The organism is Kiloniella sp. (genome assembly GCF_048270245.1).
GTDB lineage: Bacteria > Pseudomonadota > Alphaproteobacteria > Kiloniellales > Kiloniellaceae > Kiloniella.
Genome location: NZ_JBLWTH010000005.1, coordinates 75,466 through 90,417, shown reverse-complemented (window position 1 = coordinate 90,417; position 14,952 = coordinate 75,466). Strand labels below are relative to the sequence as shown.

At 44.3% G+C, this 14,952-nt stretch carries 16 protein-coding genes; 10 read left to right on the top strand and 6 right to left on the bottom strand.

Translation table 11 applies throughout. The features are described 5' to 3' along the window. Positions 1 to 443 precede the first annotated feature (443 nt). Positions 444 to 1,046, top strand: coding sequence for a paraquat-inducible protein A (locus tag ACN0W5_RS12670; protein WP_417454456.1), 603 nt, complete (start codon positions 444 to 446; stop codon positions 1,044 to 1,046). On the opposite strand, the gene ACN0W5_RS12665 is transcribed toward ACN0W5_RS12670, so the two are convergent. Beyond that, the gene (locus ACN0W5_RS12665; protein WP_417454455.1) at positions 1,043 to 1,978 is read right to left on the bottom strand and encodes a DMT family transporter; all 936 of its coding nucleotides are present in this window, start codon (positions 1,976 to 1,978) and stop codon (positions 1,043 to 1,045) included. The genes ACN0W5_RS12670 and ACN0W5_RS12665 overlap by 4 nt on opposite strands. A 121-nt stretch (positions 1,979 to 2,099) precedes the next feature. Here ACN0W5_RS12665 and ACN0W5_RS12660 point away from each other — a divergent pair, with 121 nt between their 5' ends. Next, complete coding sequence (locus tag ACN0W5_RS12660; RefSeq protein ID WP_417454454.1) at positions 2,100 to 3,116, top strand: glycosyl hydrolase family 18 protein; 1,017 nt, start codon at positions 2,100 to 2,102, stop codon at positions 3,114 to 3,116. Positions 3,117 to 3,131: 15 nt separating this feature from the next. Here ACN0W5_RS12660 and ACN0W5_RS12655 read toward each other — a convergent pair whose 3' ends face one another. Beyond that, the gene (locus tag ACN0W5_RS12655) at positions 3,132 to 3,473 is read right to left on the bottom strand and encodes a winged helix-turn-helix transcriptional regulator (protein WP_417454453.1); all 342 of its coding nucleotides are present in this window, start codon (positions 3,471 to 3,473) and stop codon (positions 3,132 to 3,134) included. Positions 3,474 to 3,669: 196 nt separating this feature from the next. Between ACN0W5_RS12655 and gstA the strand changes: the two genes are divergently transcribed. The 3 genes from gstA to ACN0W5_RS12640 all read left to right on the top strand — a co-directional run bounded on the left by gstA (position 3,670) and on the right by ACN0W5_RS12640 (position 4,992). Continuing rightward, the gene (gstA, locus tag ACN0W5_RS12650) at positions 3,670 to 4,278 is read left to right on the top strand and encodes a glutathione transferase GstA (RefSeq protein WP_417454452.1); all 609 of its coding nucleotides are present in this window, start codon (positions 3,670 to 3,672) and stop codon (positions 4,276 to 4,278) included. 80 nt (positions 4,279 to 4,358) lie between these two features. Then, complete coding sequence (locus ACN0W5_RS12645) at positions 4,359 to 4,739, top strand: nuclear transport factor 2 family protein (RefSeq protein WP_417454451.1); 381 nt, start codon at positions 4,359 to 4,361, stop codon at positions 4,737 to 4,739. A gap of 46 nt (positions 4,740 to 4,785) precedes the next feature. Continuing rightward, positions 4,786 to 4,992 (top strand): tautomerase family protein, encoded by a 207-nt coding sequence (locus tag ACN0W5_RS12640; RefSeq protein ID WP_299372662.1) that lies wholly within the window; start codon positions 4,786 to 4,788, stop codon positions 4,990 to 4,992. A gap of 85 nt (positions 4,993 to 5,077) precedes the next feature. Here the strand turns inward: ACN0W5_RS12640 and ACN0W5_RS12635 are convergent, their stop codons facing one another. The 3 genes from ACN0W5_RS12635 to ACN0W5_RS12625 form a co-directional block, all read right to left on the bottom strand. Beyond that, positions 5,078 to 6,496, bottom strand: coding sequence for an HD-GYP domain-containing protein (locus ACN0W5_RS12635; protein WP_417454450.1), 1,419 nt, complete (start codon positions 6,494 to 6,496; stop codon positions 5,078 to 5,080). 150 nt (positions 6,497 to 6,646) lie between these two features. Then, on the bottom strand, positions 6,647 to 8,158 hold the full coding sequence (locus ACN0W5_RS12630; RefSeq protein WP_417454449.1) for a malonate--CoA ligase: 1,512 nt from the start codon (positions 8,156 to 8,158) through the stop codon (positions 6,647 to 6,649). A 39-nt stretch (positions 8,159 to 8,197) separates the two neighbouring features. Beyond that, a complete protein-coding gene (locus tag ACN0W5_RS12625; protein ID WP_299372695.1) occupies positions 8,198 to 8,857 on the bottom strand; it encodes a GntR family transcriptional regulator in 660 nt (219 codons plus the stop codon). 263 nt (positions 8,858 to 9,120) lie between these two features. Here ACN0W5_RS12625 and dctP point away from each other — a divergent pair, with 263 nt between their 5' ends. The 5 genes from dctP to ACN0W5_RS12600 all read left to right on the top strand — a co-directional run bounded on the left by dctP (position 9,121) and on the right by ACN0W5_RS12600 (position 13,596). Then, positions 9,121 to 10,128, top strand: coding sequence for a TRAP transporter substrate-binding protein DctP (dctP, locus tag ACN0W5_RS12620; RefSeq protein WP_417454448.1), 1,008 nt, complete (start codon positions 9,121 to 9,123; stop codon positions 10,126 to 10,128). Positions 10,129 to 10,212: 84 nt separating this feature from the next. Next, positions 10,213 to 10,740 carry a TRAP transporter small permease gene (locus tag ACN0W5_RS12615; RefSeq protein WP_417454447.1) on the top strand — a complete coding sequence of 176 codons (528 nt, stop codon included), beginning with the start codon at positions 10,213 to 10,215 and terminating at the stop codon, positions 10,738 to 10,740. A 2-nt stretch (positions 10,741 to 10,742) separates the two neighbouring features. Beyond that, positions 10,743 to 12,059: a TRAP transporter large permease gene (locus ACN0W5_RS12610; protein WP_299372647.1), complete on the top strand. Its 1,317-nt coding sequence runs from the start codon at positions 10,743 to 10,745 to the stop codon at positions 12,057 to 12,059. Positions 12,060 to 12,388: 329 nt separating this feature from the next. Further along, positions 12,389 to 13,318, top strand: a complete 930-nt coding sequence (locus tag ACN0W5_RS12605; protein WP_417454446.1) for a glutaminase — start codon at positions 12,389 to 12,391, stop codon at positions 13,316 to 13,318. A 113-nt stretch (positions 13,319 to 13,431) separates the two neighbouring features. Beyond that, positions 13,432 to 13,596 carry a hypothetical protein gene (locus tag ACN0W5_RS12600; protein ID WP_299372641.1) on the top strand — a complete coding sequence of 55 codons (165 nt, stop codon included), beginning with the start codon at positions 13,432 to 13,434 and terminating at the stop codon, positions 13,594 to 13,596. Positions 13,597 to 13,645: 49 nt separating this feature from the next. Here the strand turns inward: ACN0W5_RS12600 and ACN0W5_RS12595 are convergent, their stop codons facing one another. After that, on the bottom strand, positions 13,646 to 14,752 hold the full coding sequence (locus tag ACN0W5_RS12595) for a heparan-alpha-glucosaminide N-acetyltransferase domain-containing protein (protein WP_417454445.1): 1,107 nt from the start codon (positions 14,750 to 14,752) through the stop codon (positions 13,646 to 13,648). Between the last annotated feature and the right edge of the window lie 200 nt (positions 14,753 to 14,952).

The following is a 14,952-nucleotide window of genomic DNA, read 5'->3' as shown; positions in this document are numbered from 1 at the left end:
AGTAGGTGAAGGGCAAGGCTGTAGAAAAGATTTGCCTGATGAATTCGATTATTTTTCTGTCCAATCGCTTTTTATAAATTCAAATCCCACCCTAGAATGATAGGAGTTTTAAAAATTAAATGTACTTTATTTTTGGATTAAAGTTGATTGAGAAGAGGGAAAAGCCTAAATAGGATGGTAGCAAAAGAAACTAGGAATAAATTATTTATGTTATCTGCTTTGATCCTTACAGTTCTCCGCGCTTTTAAAATTTCGCCAGAACCAGCACGAGCCGTGGTGCCCGTACGAGCAAAACGTCGTAGGCAAGATTCAAATAGTAAATATCCCCGCTATTAATAATGGGTAAAGGCTTGATTTCGGGGTGATTTCCAAAAGATCATACGAAATTTACCAAGGATATTAGATTTTTACAGGGTCGCTTATCTGGTTTTCAGGGAATCTCCATGAAGGAAATTAGATTTCTGAAACAGGCGCAGAAGTTCTGGTCTTCAGATCATGAAAGCCTTTGTTGGTGGCATCTGTTTTTTACTTTTAAACGTGCTGAAAACTCACTTGCTAAGCGGTCGTCTGGTATTGCCCGGCTAGTTCCTATTTTGTTGCTTGTTGCGCTGATCACTTTATTTGCCGGGCTAACTATTCCAATTTTGCGGGTTGAGAAGTTTTTTCTCTTCGAAGATCTTATCTCTATTTCTGGTGCAATTGATCAATTGGCCAGTAGTGGTGAGTATCTAATTGCTATTGTTATTCTCTTTTTCTCGGTAATCTTTCCGACGGTTAAAATCTTGGTCGCTAATTATATTTGGCGGGCGCGGTCTGTTGGCCATAAATCGGTGCAAAGGGCAGTGAAGTTAATCGATCTGTTGGGAAAGTGGAGCATGTTAGATGTTTTTATCGTTGGCATGATCGTTATTTCCGCAAAATCATCTGGGATGGCAAATGCAACATCACAACCGGGAATGTATTATTTCGGTGCTTCAGTTATTTGTTCAATGCTTGCTGTTGTTTTACTTAAGCGTTCGCTTGATAAGATAACCCAGATTACTTAGCTTGGCGTTGTTTTTTGTCGGTTTTTGTTTGAGAGTTTTCTCCAAAGTCGCCCGTCGATTGCGGATAATCCTATGGCAATAAAGGCCATGCCCATAAAGTGAGGGACATCAAGTTTCTCGTCCAAAAATAATGCACCGAGTAAAATAGCAGAAACGGGAACAAGTAAGGTGACAAGGAGCAGGTTGGTTGCGCCTGCCCGTTCTAGGATTTTAAAATATAGAATATAGGCAACAGCTGTTGAAAGTAGGGCGAGTGCGACTAAAGATGCCCATGTTTCATTTGAAATGGTTGGTAAAGATGGCATTCCTTCGATTGCGTATGTGATCGGGAAAAGAAGAAAGGTTGCCCCCGTGACCTGTCCTGCTGCTGTAACGATTGGATTTATTGCCATCGTTTTAAAGCGCCGGCCAAAAACGCCGGCAAATGCATAGCTCAATGTCGCCCCCAAAATAGCGAGTTGGGCAAGGAGGTTTTGGTTGTCATCTGGCAAACCAAACATGAGAACCACGCCGAAAAAACCAACGATAACCCCAAGTGCCTTTAAGAGAGTGGCCTTTTCATCAGATAAAAACAGGGTTGCAACTACAACCCCGAACAGTGGGGTGGTTGCGTTCAAGATCGATGCTAGACCAGATGGGATGTATATCTGTCCCCAAACGATAAGGGTAAAGGGGATGACGTTATTCAAAATACCCATAGCTAAAAGAGCTCTCCATGCCTTTATCGTTGTTGGTACAGGCATTTTGAGGGCGAAGATAACAGTCCATAAAGCGATAGCCGCAAGTCCAACGCGGAATGTCACAATTGTAAAGGGCGGTAGTTCGGATACCGCGACACCAACAAAGAAAAAAGACCCGCCCCACAATATGGACAGGATAATTAACATTAGCCATTCACGGGCGCCCATAGCGGTATTGATCGATGCGTTCATGTCTAGGGTTCACATTCTTAAGTTTGTTTATGTACATATAGAAACGAATATATGTACAAACTATCCGTTTCTTGCTTTTGTAGGTGTGAATATAGTTAAGGGGCGGTAGTTGTAAAAATAAATGTGTAATCAGCTTTTTATGGGATGGATTAACGTATTGTTCTTTATCCAAAAAGAATACCGTAAACTATATTCCAAACTGCCGTGGTTAGTTATTTTCTGTTATTTGGTTTTATGGGTGGACATAGCGTGTTCGTCTCCCCGTTTTATTATCTATTACAATAGTGATGTTTCTTCCTTGGGTGAGATTTCTCAGACGGAATATACCCATGTTATTTTATCCTTTTTGAATGCCAGAATTGATAAGAAGGGTGTAATTGTTCTTACCCCACCAAAAAATATGTCTAATCAGTGGGAAAGCGTACAAATACTTAGGACCAGAGGCATCAAAGTTATGATTTCTTTTGGGGGCGGCTTGGCCAAGACAAAAGATTATCAAGGCTTTGTGGGGCGAGAAAAAGAACTGGCTACTGCAATTGGGGCATTCGTGCGTGCAAAACAGCTTGATGGAGTGGACCTTGATTTCGAAGCCAGCGATATGCTTCACAAAGTACGAAAAGCCAATGTCGCGGATGGTAAAAAGTTTCTGATTAAACTTACAAAGGCCTTACGTGTTGAACTGCCTGCTCCTGCTTTTTCGATTAGTCATGCGCCGCAATCTCCCTATTTAAACCCCGAATGGCACGGGGGACCGTATCTGGATATCTTGAAAGTATCAGGAGAGGCAATCGATTGGATAACAGTACAGTATTATAATAATCCGGGACAGGATGGTCCTGTAAATACAAAGGTCGTTGGGTTAAGAAAAGAAACTTATAGTACGTCTTATCGGGGATTGGTTGCCAAAGATGGTGCCCTAGCTTGGCCAAGCGGGAAAATTGTTATCGGTAAACCTGTGTATAAGGCCGATGCCTTTAGCGGACATATATCGCCAGAAGATATTATCACGCAAATTATTGCCCCATTGTATGACGAGTTTGGTGATCAGTTTGGTGGTATTGCCGGATGGCAATTTTCGACGCACACCCAAGATCACCGAGATTGGAATAGCCAAGTCGGAAAAGTACTATTCCAATAGATGGTACCTGGGGCGTTATACCCTGCCGTTTCGTACTTTGATTTTATGTCCCACTTCGACAATGGCATTGATTGCGGGGACAAGTTCTTCGCCGAGATCTGTCAGGCTATATTCTACGGATGGTGGTGATGTTGGCAATACTTTGCGATCCACGACCATCTTACTTTCAAGTTCTTTCAGGCGGGTGGTGAGCATTTTGGCTGAAATCCCATCCAAGTCGTTTTTTAATTCGCTGAAGCGGCGTGGGCCCCCGGATAGAAACCAGATTAAGTTTGTCGTCCAGGCGCCACCAAGAATGGCCATGCATTCTGATAGGGGACAATTGTAAGGGACATCTCCGCTCTGATTCTTTCGCATTTTTAAGGCCATGCTGGTGTGCTCCGGTCCGACGCTTATACTGTTTAATCTTTTATATTAATACGTTACCAAAAGGAAACTGAGTTACCTTAGTGAAACTTTATAATTAAGTATCACAATATCATATGGTTTACAAAAGTAACTAAGGATCTTACCTCATTGGCTATCACGAACAACTTTTTTGAGGAAAGATCTTATGAAACTTTATTATAAACCCGGTGCATGTTCTTTGGCGTCCCACATTGTTTTACGTGAATTAGGGCACGATTTTGATATTGAAAAAGTCGATACAGATATCAAGAAGACTGAAAACGGTGAAGATTTTTTACAGGTTAATCCAAATGGATACGTTCCAGCGTTGAAGCTTGATAACGGCGAAGTCCTGACCGAGGGCGCTGCTATTCTTCAATATTTAGCTGATCAAAATCCGGAATCAGGTCTGACCCCTGCAACCGGGTCTGTTGAACGCGCTAGACTACAGGAGCATCTTAACTTTATCTCTTCAGAGCTACACAAAGCTTTTAGTCCTTTCTTTTCTGGTAATGCCGACGGGGACGCACGCCAACCAGCGGAAGAGAATGTTGCTAAGAAACTGGCTCATTTTGAAAAAGTTCTCTCCGATGGCAGAAGCTACCTGTTGGGCGATTCTTTTTCTGTCGCTGATGCTTATCTTTTCGTTGTGAGCAACTGGTCTAACTTTGTTGGTATCAATTTGGATAAAGTTCCACATCTGGCGGCCTTTGTTAAACGGGTAGCTGCGCGCGAAAAAACACAGACAGCACTTGCAGCCGAAGGTCTTGCTTAATTGATTGGTCGTGTGTGTCCGTCCTTTGCTTAGGGCGGGCACCCTTTCAATGTGTTGATTGATAAAAAGGTAGCCATAGCATGTCCAAGGATTATCAGGCTGTTGTAAACACAATTCAGGTTTATTTTGACGGTCTTTTTCATAGTGATACAGAACGACTGGCAAAGGTATTTCATCCCAAGGCGCATTACGTTTGTGCGACGGATGACCCGCTTCTTTATCTGACAATGGATGAATATTTTCCAATCGTTGACAAAAGACCATCACCAGCAAGTCGGGGAGAGGCCCGTCAGGATCAAATACTTTCTATACGTTTTGCTGGGGATAATACTGCCTTTGTGCATCTCAATTGTGCAATTGGCGAGAAGTTTTTTACCGATTTCCTGACGCTTATCCTTGTAGATGGGCGTTGGCAGGTTATATCAAAAGTGTTTGATTTTGAAATCAAGAAGCTTTCTTGAAATTCCCGTTACCAATTATATTTTAATAACTTATAGGATGAATGTAATGCCGTACGTAAATATAAAAGTTACCGATGAAGGCGTGACCAAAGATCAAAAAGCCCAATTGATCAAAGGTGTTTCCGACCTTTTACATGATGTACTTGGGAAAGACCCAAAGACAACCTATGTTGTTATCAATGAAGTTGCACTAGAAGATTGGGGAGTAGGCGGCCTACAGGTCGATGAATACCGTAAGCTTCATTCTTCTTAGTGTTTGGAATAAGTCGCAGAAACGGGCCTCAAATACTTGAAATAGTTAGAAGCCGCTTCTGCGACTTGAAATGAATTTTTTTTGATCAGATTGTTTCCTTTACACCAACTTGTGCATGTGTGTCTTGAAGAGAAGCATTTAGTTTTGATACTTCTTTAATTGCTGATTTAAGCGCTTTGTAACATTGCGAGTCAATTGCGCTGTCCACCATGTCATCCATAATTGAAATGGCTTTTTCAATGGGCATGGCTGTACGATAGGGGCGATCAGCAGTCAGAGCATCAAATATATCGGCAACTGTTACAATTCTTGTTTCCATATTGATTTCATTGTCATGTAATCCATGGGGGTATCCTTTGCCATCCAGCCTTTCGTGATGGCCGCCAGCTATGGGGGATATGTCTGAAAAAGCGATGATGTTTTTAAGAATATTAACAGAAAACACCGGGTGCATTTTTATCATAGCAAACTCTTCATTTGTGAGCTTTCCGGGTTTATCAAGGATGCTGTTACTGATGCCAAGTTTACCAATGTCATGCAAAAGGGCAGCCCGTCTTAGCCAACGCCTTTTGTGATAGGGAACGCCCATTTGTTGCGCTATTAAATCACTATAGCCCATAACCCGTTCACTGTGGCCGTGGGTAAAGGGACTTTTTGCGTCGATAACCTTGGCAAATGCGCTTGCTATATCGTCCAGATAGTCTTCGTCGACTGTAATATCGTGGGTTGGGAAAACTAAATCTTGGATGATGTTTTCCAGATTGGGGTCCTTTATTCCATCCCAGAATTGATCTTCGACAGCAACACGTTCAAAGGCCTCAACCATGTCGGGCTCAAACCATGTTCCTGATCTGGATCGAACTTCTTCTAACGCGGCGCGTCGCCCTTCCGAGGTATGAAAAACATCTATAACCTGTGATAACAGGGCAATACGGGAAAAGACCGGGATATCATTACCGGAAACGCCCATTGGTAAGCCAGTGCCGTTCCAGCGTTCATCCAGATTTAGAATGCCATCTGCAACCTTTTGCGAGAAGCGCATTTTAAGGGCGATTTCTGCGCCGCGATGACATCGTGTTTCGATGAGTTCACGTGCAATTTCGCCGCCGTCTTGCAGTATGTTGATAATAGCGTGGAAGCGTTCGCTTAAGCTGGCCTGTAATCCGGTGTGGGAAAGGACAAACCGTAAGGCTTGTGGCAGACTGCCGTTTGTTTTTTTGAAATCGTGTTTGAATTTTTGATCATCCGTCAGGTAAAGTTGGCAAATGCGCGCTGCATTGCTACTACACCCCAAGTCTTTCAGAAGTATCATATAATATAGTTCTGAAAGATCCTGATCGCTGAGACCAATCTCTTGCCCGATATGAATACCAATCCAACAGCTTCGTACACAGTGTCCAATAGGCTGACCTTCGGTCATGTCCAAAGCGGTACTGATTGCACTGACGAGCTCAGATAAGTGCAAACTGTCTGATTTATCAATATCCTGCTTAAGGGTGTTCATATACTGGCCATGAGTTAATAATAATCACGCAGTAAAGTAACCCCAGAGAAATTAAGGTATGGTTTATTTTTGAGCAATACGCACGTGCTCCGAGTGCCTTCACATAAGCTTATGCGTTGAATTGCTCAAGACGTGTTCTGGCGACAGGGTCTAATTCCCTGCCTTATAAAGATCTGCATAGCTCTGTCTTAGGATATTTTTTTGTACTTTTCCCATTGTGTTTCGGGGGAGTTCATCAAGAAAAAAGATGTTTTTAGGCTGTTTAAAGCGGGCAAGCTGATCCCTGAGGTTTGCCAATATGTCGTCCTGTTTTAGGTCCTGTGCAGGATCGGCAATAATTACGGCAACGACGGCTTCGCCGAAATCAGGATGTTGAACACCGATAACGGCAGATTCCTTGACGCCTTCAATCGTGTCTATAACTTGCTCGATTTCCTTGGGATAGACGTTGTATCCGCCACTGATAATTAAATCCTTGGCGCGCCCGACGATGGCAACACGATTGTCATGAGAAATCGTTGCGATATCACCTGTTATAAAATACCCGTCCGGGGTGAATTCTTCGGCCGTTTTCTCTGGCATTTTCCAATAACCTTTAAAAACGTTTGGTCCTTTTATCTCAAGCACACCGGCATCTTCACTCGATGTATCTTGGGATAATCTGGCTTCAACGCCGGGCAAGGGGTAGCCAACAGTACTTGCGACGCGATCTCCATCAAGCGGGTTAGAGGTAATCATACCAGCCTCTGTCATGCCATAGCGCTCGAGTATGGTCATGCCTGTTAATTTTTCAAACTGGGTAAAGGTGTCTTCTAATAACGGGGCTGAGCCGGAGATAAATAACCGCATATTTTTACAGGTCGTGCGGTTGAATTCCGGTTGATCCAATAATCGGGTATAAAAAGTTGGAACCCCCATCATTACGGTGCTTTGGGGGATGAGCGTGATCATTTCCTTTGCATCGAATTTGGGAAGGAACCACATACTTGAACCGTTCATTAGTACACAGTGGATTGCAACAAAAAGCCCGTGGACATGAAAGATCGGCAAAGCGTGTAAAAGAATGTCGTCAGGAACCCATCCCCAGTATTTATGTAATACGGCTGCGTTACTTGCCAGATTGTCGTGGGATAGCATTGCGCCCTTAGATCGCCCGGTCGTCCCGGATGTATAAAGGATAGCGGCAAGATCATCCCCGGTTACGTCTGCAATATCTGTATGGGATTTTGCACCTTTGAACTGATCCATCAAGCTACCTGTTGCCGTGTTACTTAGCGTTAACAGGTGGGGAACAGAATTTTTCTGTGCAACAGGGGTAAGCTTATCGTGTTTTTCCGGGGTGCAAACCATAATGTGCGGTTTGGCATCCCCCATAAAGTAATCAAGCTCGTCGGCAGTATAGGCGGTGTTAAGAGGCAGGTATATGGCACCAACACGCAAACAGGCCAGATAGAGAACGACGGCTTCTTTTGTTTTCTCCACCTGTACGGCAACCCGTTCTCCAGTTTTGGTGCCTAGGGATAAGAGGGCACCTGCCATTTGCGCTGTTTGTTGATCCAACTCTCTATAGCTCAGATTATTTCCGTCTGGTGATTTAATAAAATCAGCTGACATATCTTGGGGAAAACGGGATTGGAAAAGGGCATAGAGGTTTTTAGACATAAATAAGCTCGGTGAAAAATGTATATACTGGGAAGAGAACTAGGCGGATTGATCTATGAGATCCATGGGCAAACTGGCCAGAAAGTCGTTAAAAGATCCTTGTTGAACGGTTACGTGGGTTCCTAAAAGCTGTTCTGCCAATTCTTTGTTTCCGTTTATAATTGCGTCTGTGATATCAGCGTGTTCCTGAAACGAATTGTTAAGACGGTTGCTCTGTCGCAATTGAAGGCGGCGGTATGGGGTTAGACGATTACGTAAATTTTTTGTTTGCTCGCTGAGAAACTCGTTATGGCTTCCTTTGTATATTGCTTCGTGAAAAGCAACATTTGCCTTGTAATAGCTGTCATAATCTCTGTCAGCCACCAGCGGTTCTGAGATAAGATGCAATGCTTTGAGCTTGTCACGTTCTTCATCTGTCATGCGGTCTGCAGCCAGCTTGCCACAGGTTCCTTCCAGCTCGGCCATGACTTCAAACATGTCCACGAGTTCTCTCAGGCTCATTTTTTTGACAAAAGCACCGCGTCTGGGGCGAATTTCTACTAACTGCATCATATTCAGTTGTTGCAGGGCTTCCCGCACCGGGGTTCTAGAGACCCCAAATCGTTCAGTTAACGCAACTTCGTCCAATCGTGTGCCCGGAACAATCTCCCCCAGGACAATTTCATGCTCAAGCTGTCTTCTCAAGTCATTTGACGACATGTTCGCCACGTGCGGAACTCCTGATATTTTATTGTTTTTGCTCTATTGCCTTTAACCAAAGCTTATCTCTCAAAAGCAATAGAATTGAAAACTATAATACAGGTTATTTTGTATATTTAAATATAATTATTGTATACAAGAATTATTGACTTGTATTTCAAAGCTGGCTTATTGTGTTCAGAATTGAGCTTAGGATTTAATAAAAAGCAACGGGTCATGTTCCTTGTTTGGGGAATAAATTGATCCAAACAGGGAGACTACCAATGAAAATGACAAAAAAAGCGCTAGGTCTGGCGCTGGGCAGCTTTGTGCTAACAGGTGGATTATTGGCTGAAGCTGCAATGGCAAAAAGCCTGAAAGCTTCGCATCAGTGGCCTGGTGGAAAAGGGGACGTCCGCGATGAAATGGTTCAGATTATCGCGCGCGAAGTTAATGCGGCTAATGTTGGTCTGGATATAAAGGTTTATCCGGGCAAGGCACTTTTTAAACCCAAAGAACAATGGGGCGCAATGGTAAAGGGACAGCTAGATATTTCTGCTTTTCCACTGGCCTATGCGGCGGGGCGTCATCCAGAATTTAATGCAACCAATATGCCGGGTCTTGTTAAAAACCATGACCATGCGACACGTTTGAACAAATCCCCCTTTATGGATGACATCAAAAAAATCATTGATGACGCGGGTGTGGTTGTTCTTGCTGATGCCTGGCTTGCTGGTGGGTTTGCCTCTAAAAAGCAGTGCATTCTCGGTCCAGACACAATGAAGGGGCAGGTAACCCGTGCGGCGGGTAAATCCTTTGAACAAATGCTGGTTGGGGCGGGGGCCTCTATTGCGTCAATGCCAAGTTCTGAAATTTATTCTGCCATGCAAACAGGTGTGCTTGATGCGGCGAATACGAGTTCAGGAAGCTTTGTTTCTTACCGTATTTACGAACAGGTTACATGCCTGACAGCACCGGGCGATAATGCGCTTTGGTTTATGTACGAACCCCTTCTTATGTCTAAGAAAAGCTGGAACAAGCTGAATAAAGAACAGCAAGATGCTTTGATGGCAGCGGGTAAAAAATCCGAAGATTTCTTCCTTGATGCAGCCAAAGGTCTGGATAGCAAACTGGTTGAGGCTTACGAAGGTGCTGGCGTTGAAGTGGTTACGATGAGTAACGATGATGCGGCGGCATGGCTCGAAATTGCCAAAGGTACATCTTACAAAGCCTTTGCTGAACAGGTGAAGGGCGGGGAAGAGCTGATTAACAAAGCTCTCGCTGTTGAGTAAGTAAGATATAAGTGCCTCGCAGAATTATCTGTGGGGCACTTTTCCTTGCATTGATTTACAACTTTCGTCTCTGGTCAGTACAGTATGAATTTTTTCATTGATCTCGTGCGCCTTCTTTCTCGTATATGTGGCGTATTTGCTTCTATTCTCATTGCTTCAGCGATTGTTGTTGTCTGCCAAATGGTTGTTCTGCGTTATTTCTTACAGGAATCTACGGTATGGCAGACAGACTATGTGACCTATGCGTTGGTCGCGGCGACATTGATCGGCAGCCCTTATGTTCTTTTGATTAAGGGGCATGTGAATGTGGATCTACTCCCTCATTATCTGAGCTTGTCAGCACGAAAAATTCTCGCCTTTGTCGCCAGTGTGTGCGGTCTGGCCTTTACCGTCCTGTTGGCATGGAAGGGCTATGAACTCTTTGCCGAGGCACTGGAAGGTGGGTGGGTAACCGATACCATTTGGGAATTACCAATGTGGATACCATATTTATCACTGCCTGTTGGTATTGGGTTGTTATCTCTGCAATACGTTGCTGATATATTGGCGCTATTAAGCGGGCGAGATATGCCCTTTGCAATGGACAGCCACAGTTCATTTGAGGGGGAATAGAAATGGATCCACTTTATATTGGTTTATTGGTTGCCATCGCGACGATCTTTGTTCTTTCATCTGGCATTCCTGTTGCCTTTGGACTGGGGCTGGTGGCCGTTGTTTTCCTTTTTGCTTTCGAGGGTTTTGACTCGCTTGATGTGGTTGCGGAAACTTTCTTTTCCGGCTTGGCCGAGTTTGCACTGGTTTCCATTCCCATGTTTATTGTTATGGGGGCGGCTGTTGCTTCTTCCCCGGCTGGCAAGGATTTGTACGCCGCGCTTGATCGCTGGCTTAACCGTGTACCGGGTGGCCTTATTATCTCAAACATTGGTGCCTGCTCTATTTTTGCGGCCTTAAGCGGCTCATCGCCTGCAACCTGTGCCGCGATCGGGAAAATGGGCATTCCGGAAATGCGCAAACGCGGGTATCCGGACGGATTGGCGACAGGATCGATTGCAGCTGGGGGAACCCTTGGAATTCTTATCCCGCCGTCGATAACTATGATTGTTTATGGCATTGCAACAGAAACATCTATTGGCCGTCTGTTTCTGGCCGGATTGTTACCGGGATTGCTTCTGACCGTTTTATTTATGTGCTGGTCGCTTTATACAGCATGGCGGAATGGGTACAGCTTCAAGGCACAAATCGGTGGCTACAGCTGGCGTGAAAAATTTGAGGTTCTGCCACGGGTTTTCCCTTTCCTTGTGATCATTGTCGGGGTGCTTTATGTGCTCTATGGCGGTGTGGCTACCCCGTCCGAAGCGGCAGGGGTTGGCGCGCTGTTCTGTCTGGTTCTGGTTGTTGTTATTTACGGCATGTGGCAACCACGAAAGATTTGGGCCATCTTGTCAGATTCAATGAAAGAGTCTGTGATGATCCTGATGATCATTGGGGCCTCGGCACTTTTCAGCTATACGCTTTCGTCACTTTTTGTGACGCAATCGGTGGCGGAATACATTGCTAATCTTGATATTGGTAAATGGCAGCTCCTCATTATTATCAATCTGTTTTTGTTGGTCGCCGGATTTTTCCTGCCACCAGTAGCGGTTATTTTGATGACGGCACCGATCCTGTTGCCGATTATCATTCAGGCAGGGTTCGACCCTTACTGGTTTGCTGTTGTCTTTACCATCAATATGGAAATCGGACTCATCACACCGCCTGTTGGACTTAACCTGTATGTGATCAACGGTATTGTGCCGGATGTATCGCTCCCCACTATCCTCAAAGGGGCACTTCCCTTTATGCTCTGTATGGTTTTGGCTATCGCCATTCTTTGTGTCTTCCCTGAGATTGCAACTTGGCTACCCAATTATCTGATGGGTGGAGCATTATAGCGAAGCTGTCTTGTTCTTGGGATGGTGATAAAAATCGGTTGATCAGTTTTGGTCAGCCGATTTTTTATATCTCGCTGGTATCTTTTGTTCACTAAGATGCTGGATTGGCTTTATGCTTTTGCCAATTAGCAAAGTAATCTTGGCATAGATCTGTGTATTACCAAGTAATCTGGTCTTGAAGCGTGACAGTTGAAACATCTGGATGCTGAAATTTTAAATAAATGGGTTGCAAAGGAATCTATCTTCTTTATTGATTTGCTCGTTCACGGTTCTGTTCGTACGTTTTATATGTGTGCGATGTAACTCTTGTTTTTGGATCAGGCTATTATATGACTGTTGATACTACTGATTTCCCCCGAATTCTTAACGAGATCAAAGAAGAAATCCAACCTTTCTTTGGAAAGGGAAAGCAAGCAGATTACATCCCCGCTTTGGCGAATGTACCCGGCGATAAATTTGGCATGGCTGTTCGTACCGCCGATGGGCAAGAATTTATTGTGGGCGATGCGAAAGAAGATTTTTCTATTCAGTCTATTTCAAAGCTTTTTACCCTTATGCAGGTGTTAGGGCTCGGTGACGAAGATATATGGTCGCGTGTTGGTCGGGAACCGTCAGGAACGGCTTTTAATTCCTTGGTTCAGCTGGAATATGAACAGGGTATTCCCCGCAACCCCTTCATTAATGCGGGGGCAATCGTTGTAACTGATATTCTTGCAAGCCGTTCAGCAGATGCGTCCCGCCGGATTATTGACTTTTATCGGATGCTTTCGGGGAATGAGGAAAACCGTCTGGATGAAGAGGTTGCCATATCTGAAAAGGAATGGGGCTATCGGAATGCTGCTTTGGCTAATCTGATGTGTAGCTTCGGCAATATTAAAACACCCATTCCAGACTTGTTGGATGTGTATTTCAGGCAATGTGCGCTGACCACATCCTGTCTGGACCTTGCCCGTGCGGCGATGCCATTGGTCTGCGGCGGCTATTCGCCGATTGCAGACGAACAGATTATGACAAGCCGGGACGCAAAGCGAATTAATGCTTTGCTGCTTACTTGTGGCCTTTATGATGCTGTCGGATCGTTTGCCTATACAGTTGGCCTGCCAGCAAAAAGTGGTGTCGGCGGTGGCATCATCGCGGTGTTACCAAAGGAATTTTCCATAGCCGTCTGGTCACCGGAACTGGACCGCTATGGTAATTCTTATGTTGGCGGAAAAGCACTAGAGTTATTTACAACCAAAACCGATCTTTCAATTTTCTAAGTCAATTCTCTACTGCGTCCAAAGGTCCCGGTAGTGTTGGGGCCTTTTAATTTGACTTTGTTGGGTTTATCAATAAACATGTATTTATAATGAATGTTTATAGGGAGAGCAAAATGGCTTTACTACACTGGCTTGAAGTTGCGTTTCTTTTTCCGGGAAATATTGTTGTTCAAAAGCTAGGGATCAGCCTTGAGGAGGACGGCGGAATTTTACGATCTTTTATTAATATGTGTGTTTGGGGCATTGTAACTGGCACCATAGCCTTTTACGCGCTATAGGCTTTTTAAGATGATCTACCGGCCCGAATTTTTTGCCTTGCCGTCATCTTTATCTGGTGATGAGACGCATCAGATTTTCGATCGGGCCACGTGTGAAGAACTTGGAATATGCCCAGACATAGAGGCCTGTCGCGAAGATAAAAATCCCAGAGGCAAGAACTGCATCATCTGTGGTGCCAGATGCATTCTGTCCATCAAGAAGCCCTAATGCTTCCAATGCCCCCATGCCGAAAAGGATATGGGCAACATATAGAGTAAGCGTCTGCCTGCCGATTTGATTACAAAGCTTAAAGCCAAATATTTTCGACAAACGAGGGGACTTTGCAAACAAAGAGCTTACCCACAAGCTAAAGGCCAGAACCATACAAGCGCTTGCCATACCCGCAATCATATAAAAAGGCATTGGCGGAATTGGCTCGGTCGTGGCGATATCCAATAAATCCTGTTCAGCTCCAGAGAGCAGGGCAAGGGTGAAAAGGGATAGCCCCTCAACAGTAAGCAAGGCGATCAAACCGAAAATAAAAAGCTGTAGCTGTGTTTGAACTTGGTCCAGTGACAACCTGCTGAGAAGTATGCCGAAAAGAAAGAAGGCCAACCAAGGGATAACGGGGTGCCAACCATTGAAAAAGAGATTGGTAATGAAACCTTCGAAGGTCCAAAAATTGTTATAAGTGTAAGTTTTCCAGTCCCAACCGACATCGTAATCCAGGGTGAATAACATAATCACAAAGCAGATGATCAGGAAGATTATAGAGAAGATCAATCCACCAGAACTCATGCGGATGAAAAAGACACCAAAAAAGAAATATAGTGCATAGTAATGCAAAATATCTGCATCAAAAATCAGGCTGTTTAAAAGGCCGATCGCAAGAAGAAACAATGCTCGCTTTGTGGTGAGCCAGATCAGGTGATCATTAAAGTCATGATTAAAGTCGTGCTTATCTGCGGCTTTGTTTGATGCCAAGCCAAGGCCGATACCCGCCAATACAACAAACGTCGCCGCAGCACGGCCTTCCAACGCGCCAACAAAGTTTGTTGCCAGAAAAGACCCTTGTCCTTCTGCGCCGATGGCAACCGTGAAGTTGACCAGAACCATACCAACAAAGGCGATGAAACGGGCAAAATCCAAACCTTCTAGGCGTGCAGACGGTGTCATAAATCTTTCCTGTGTAATGACCTTTTCATTCATACCCAGTTGTTCATTTATTTTACAGAACAATTCTATAGGTATTAGCAGGGTGGTCATACGTGAAGCAAGCTGACAGGTTACTGACAAAGCCCCAGAAATAAATCGAGAAATAAATCGAGAAATAAATCGAGAAATATAACCAAAATTATATGATGTCTGTGGTCTGA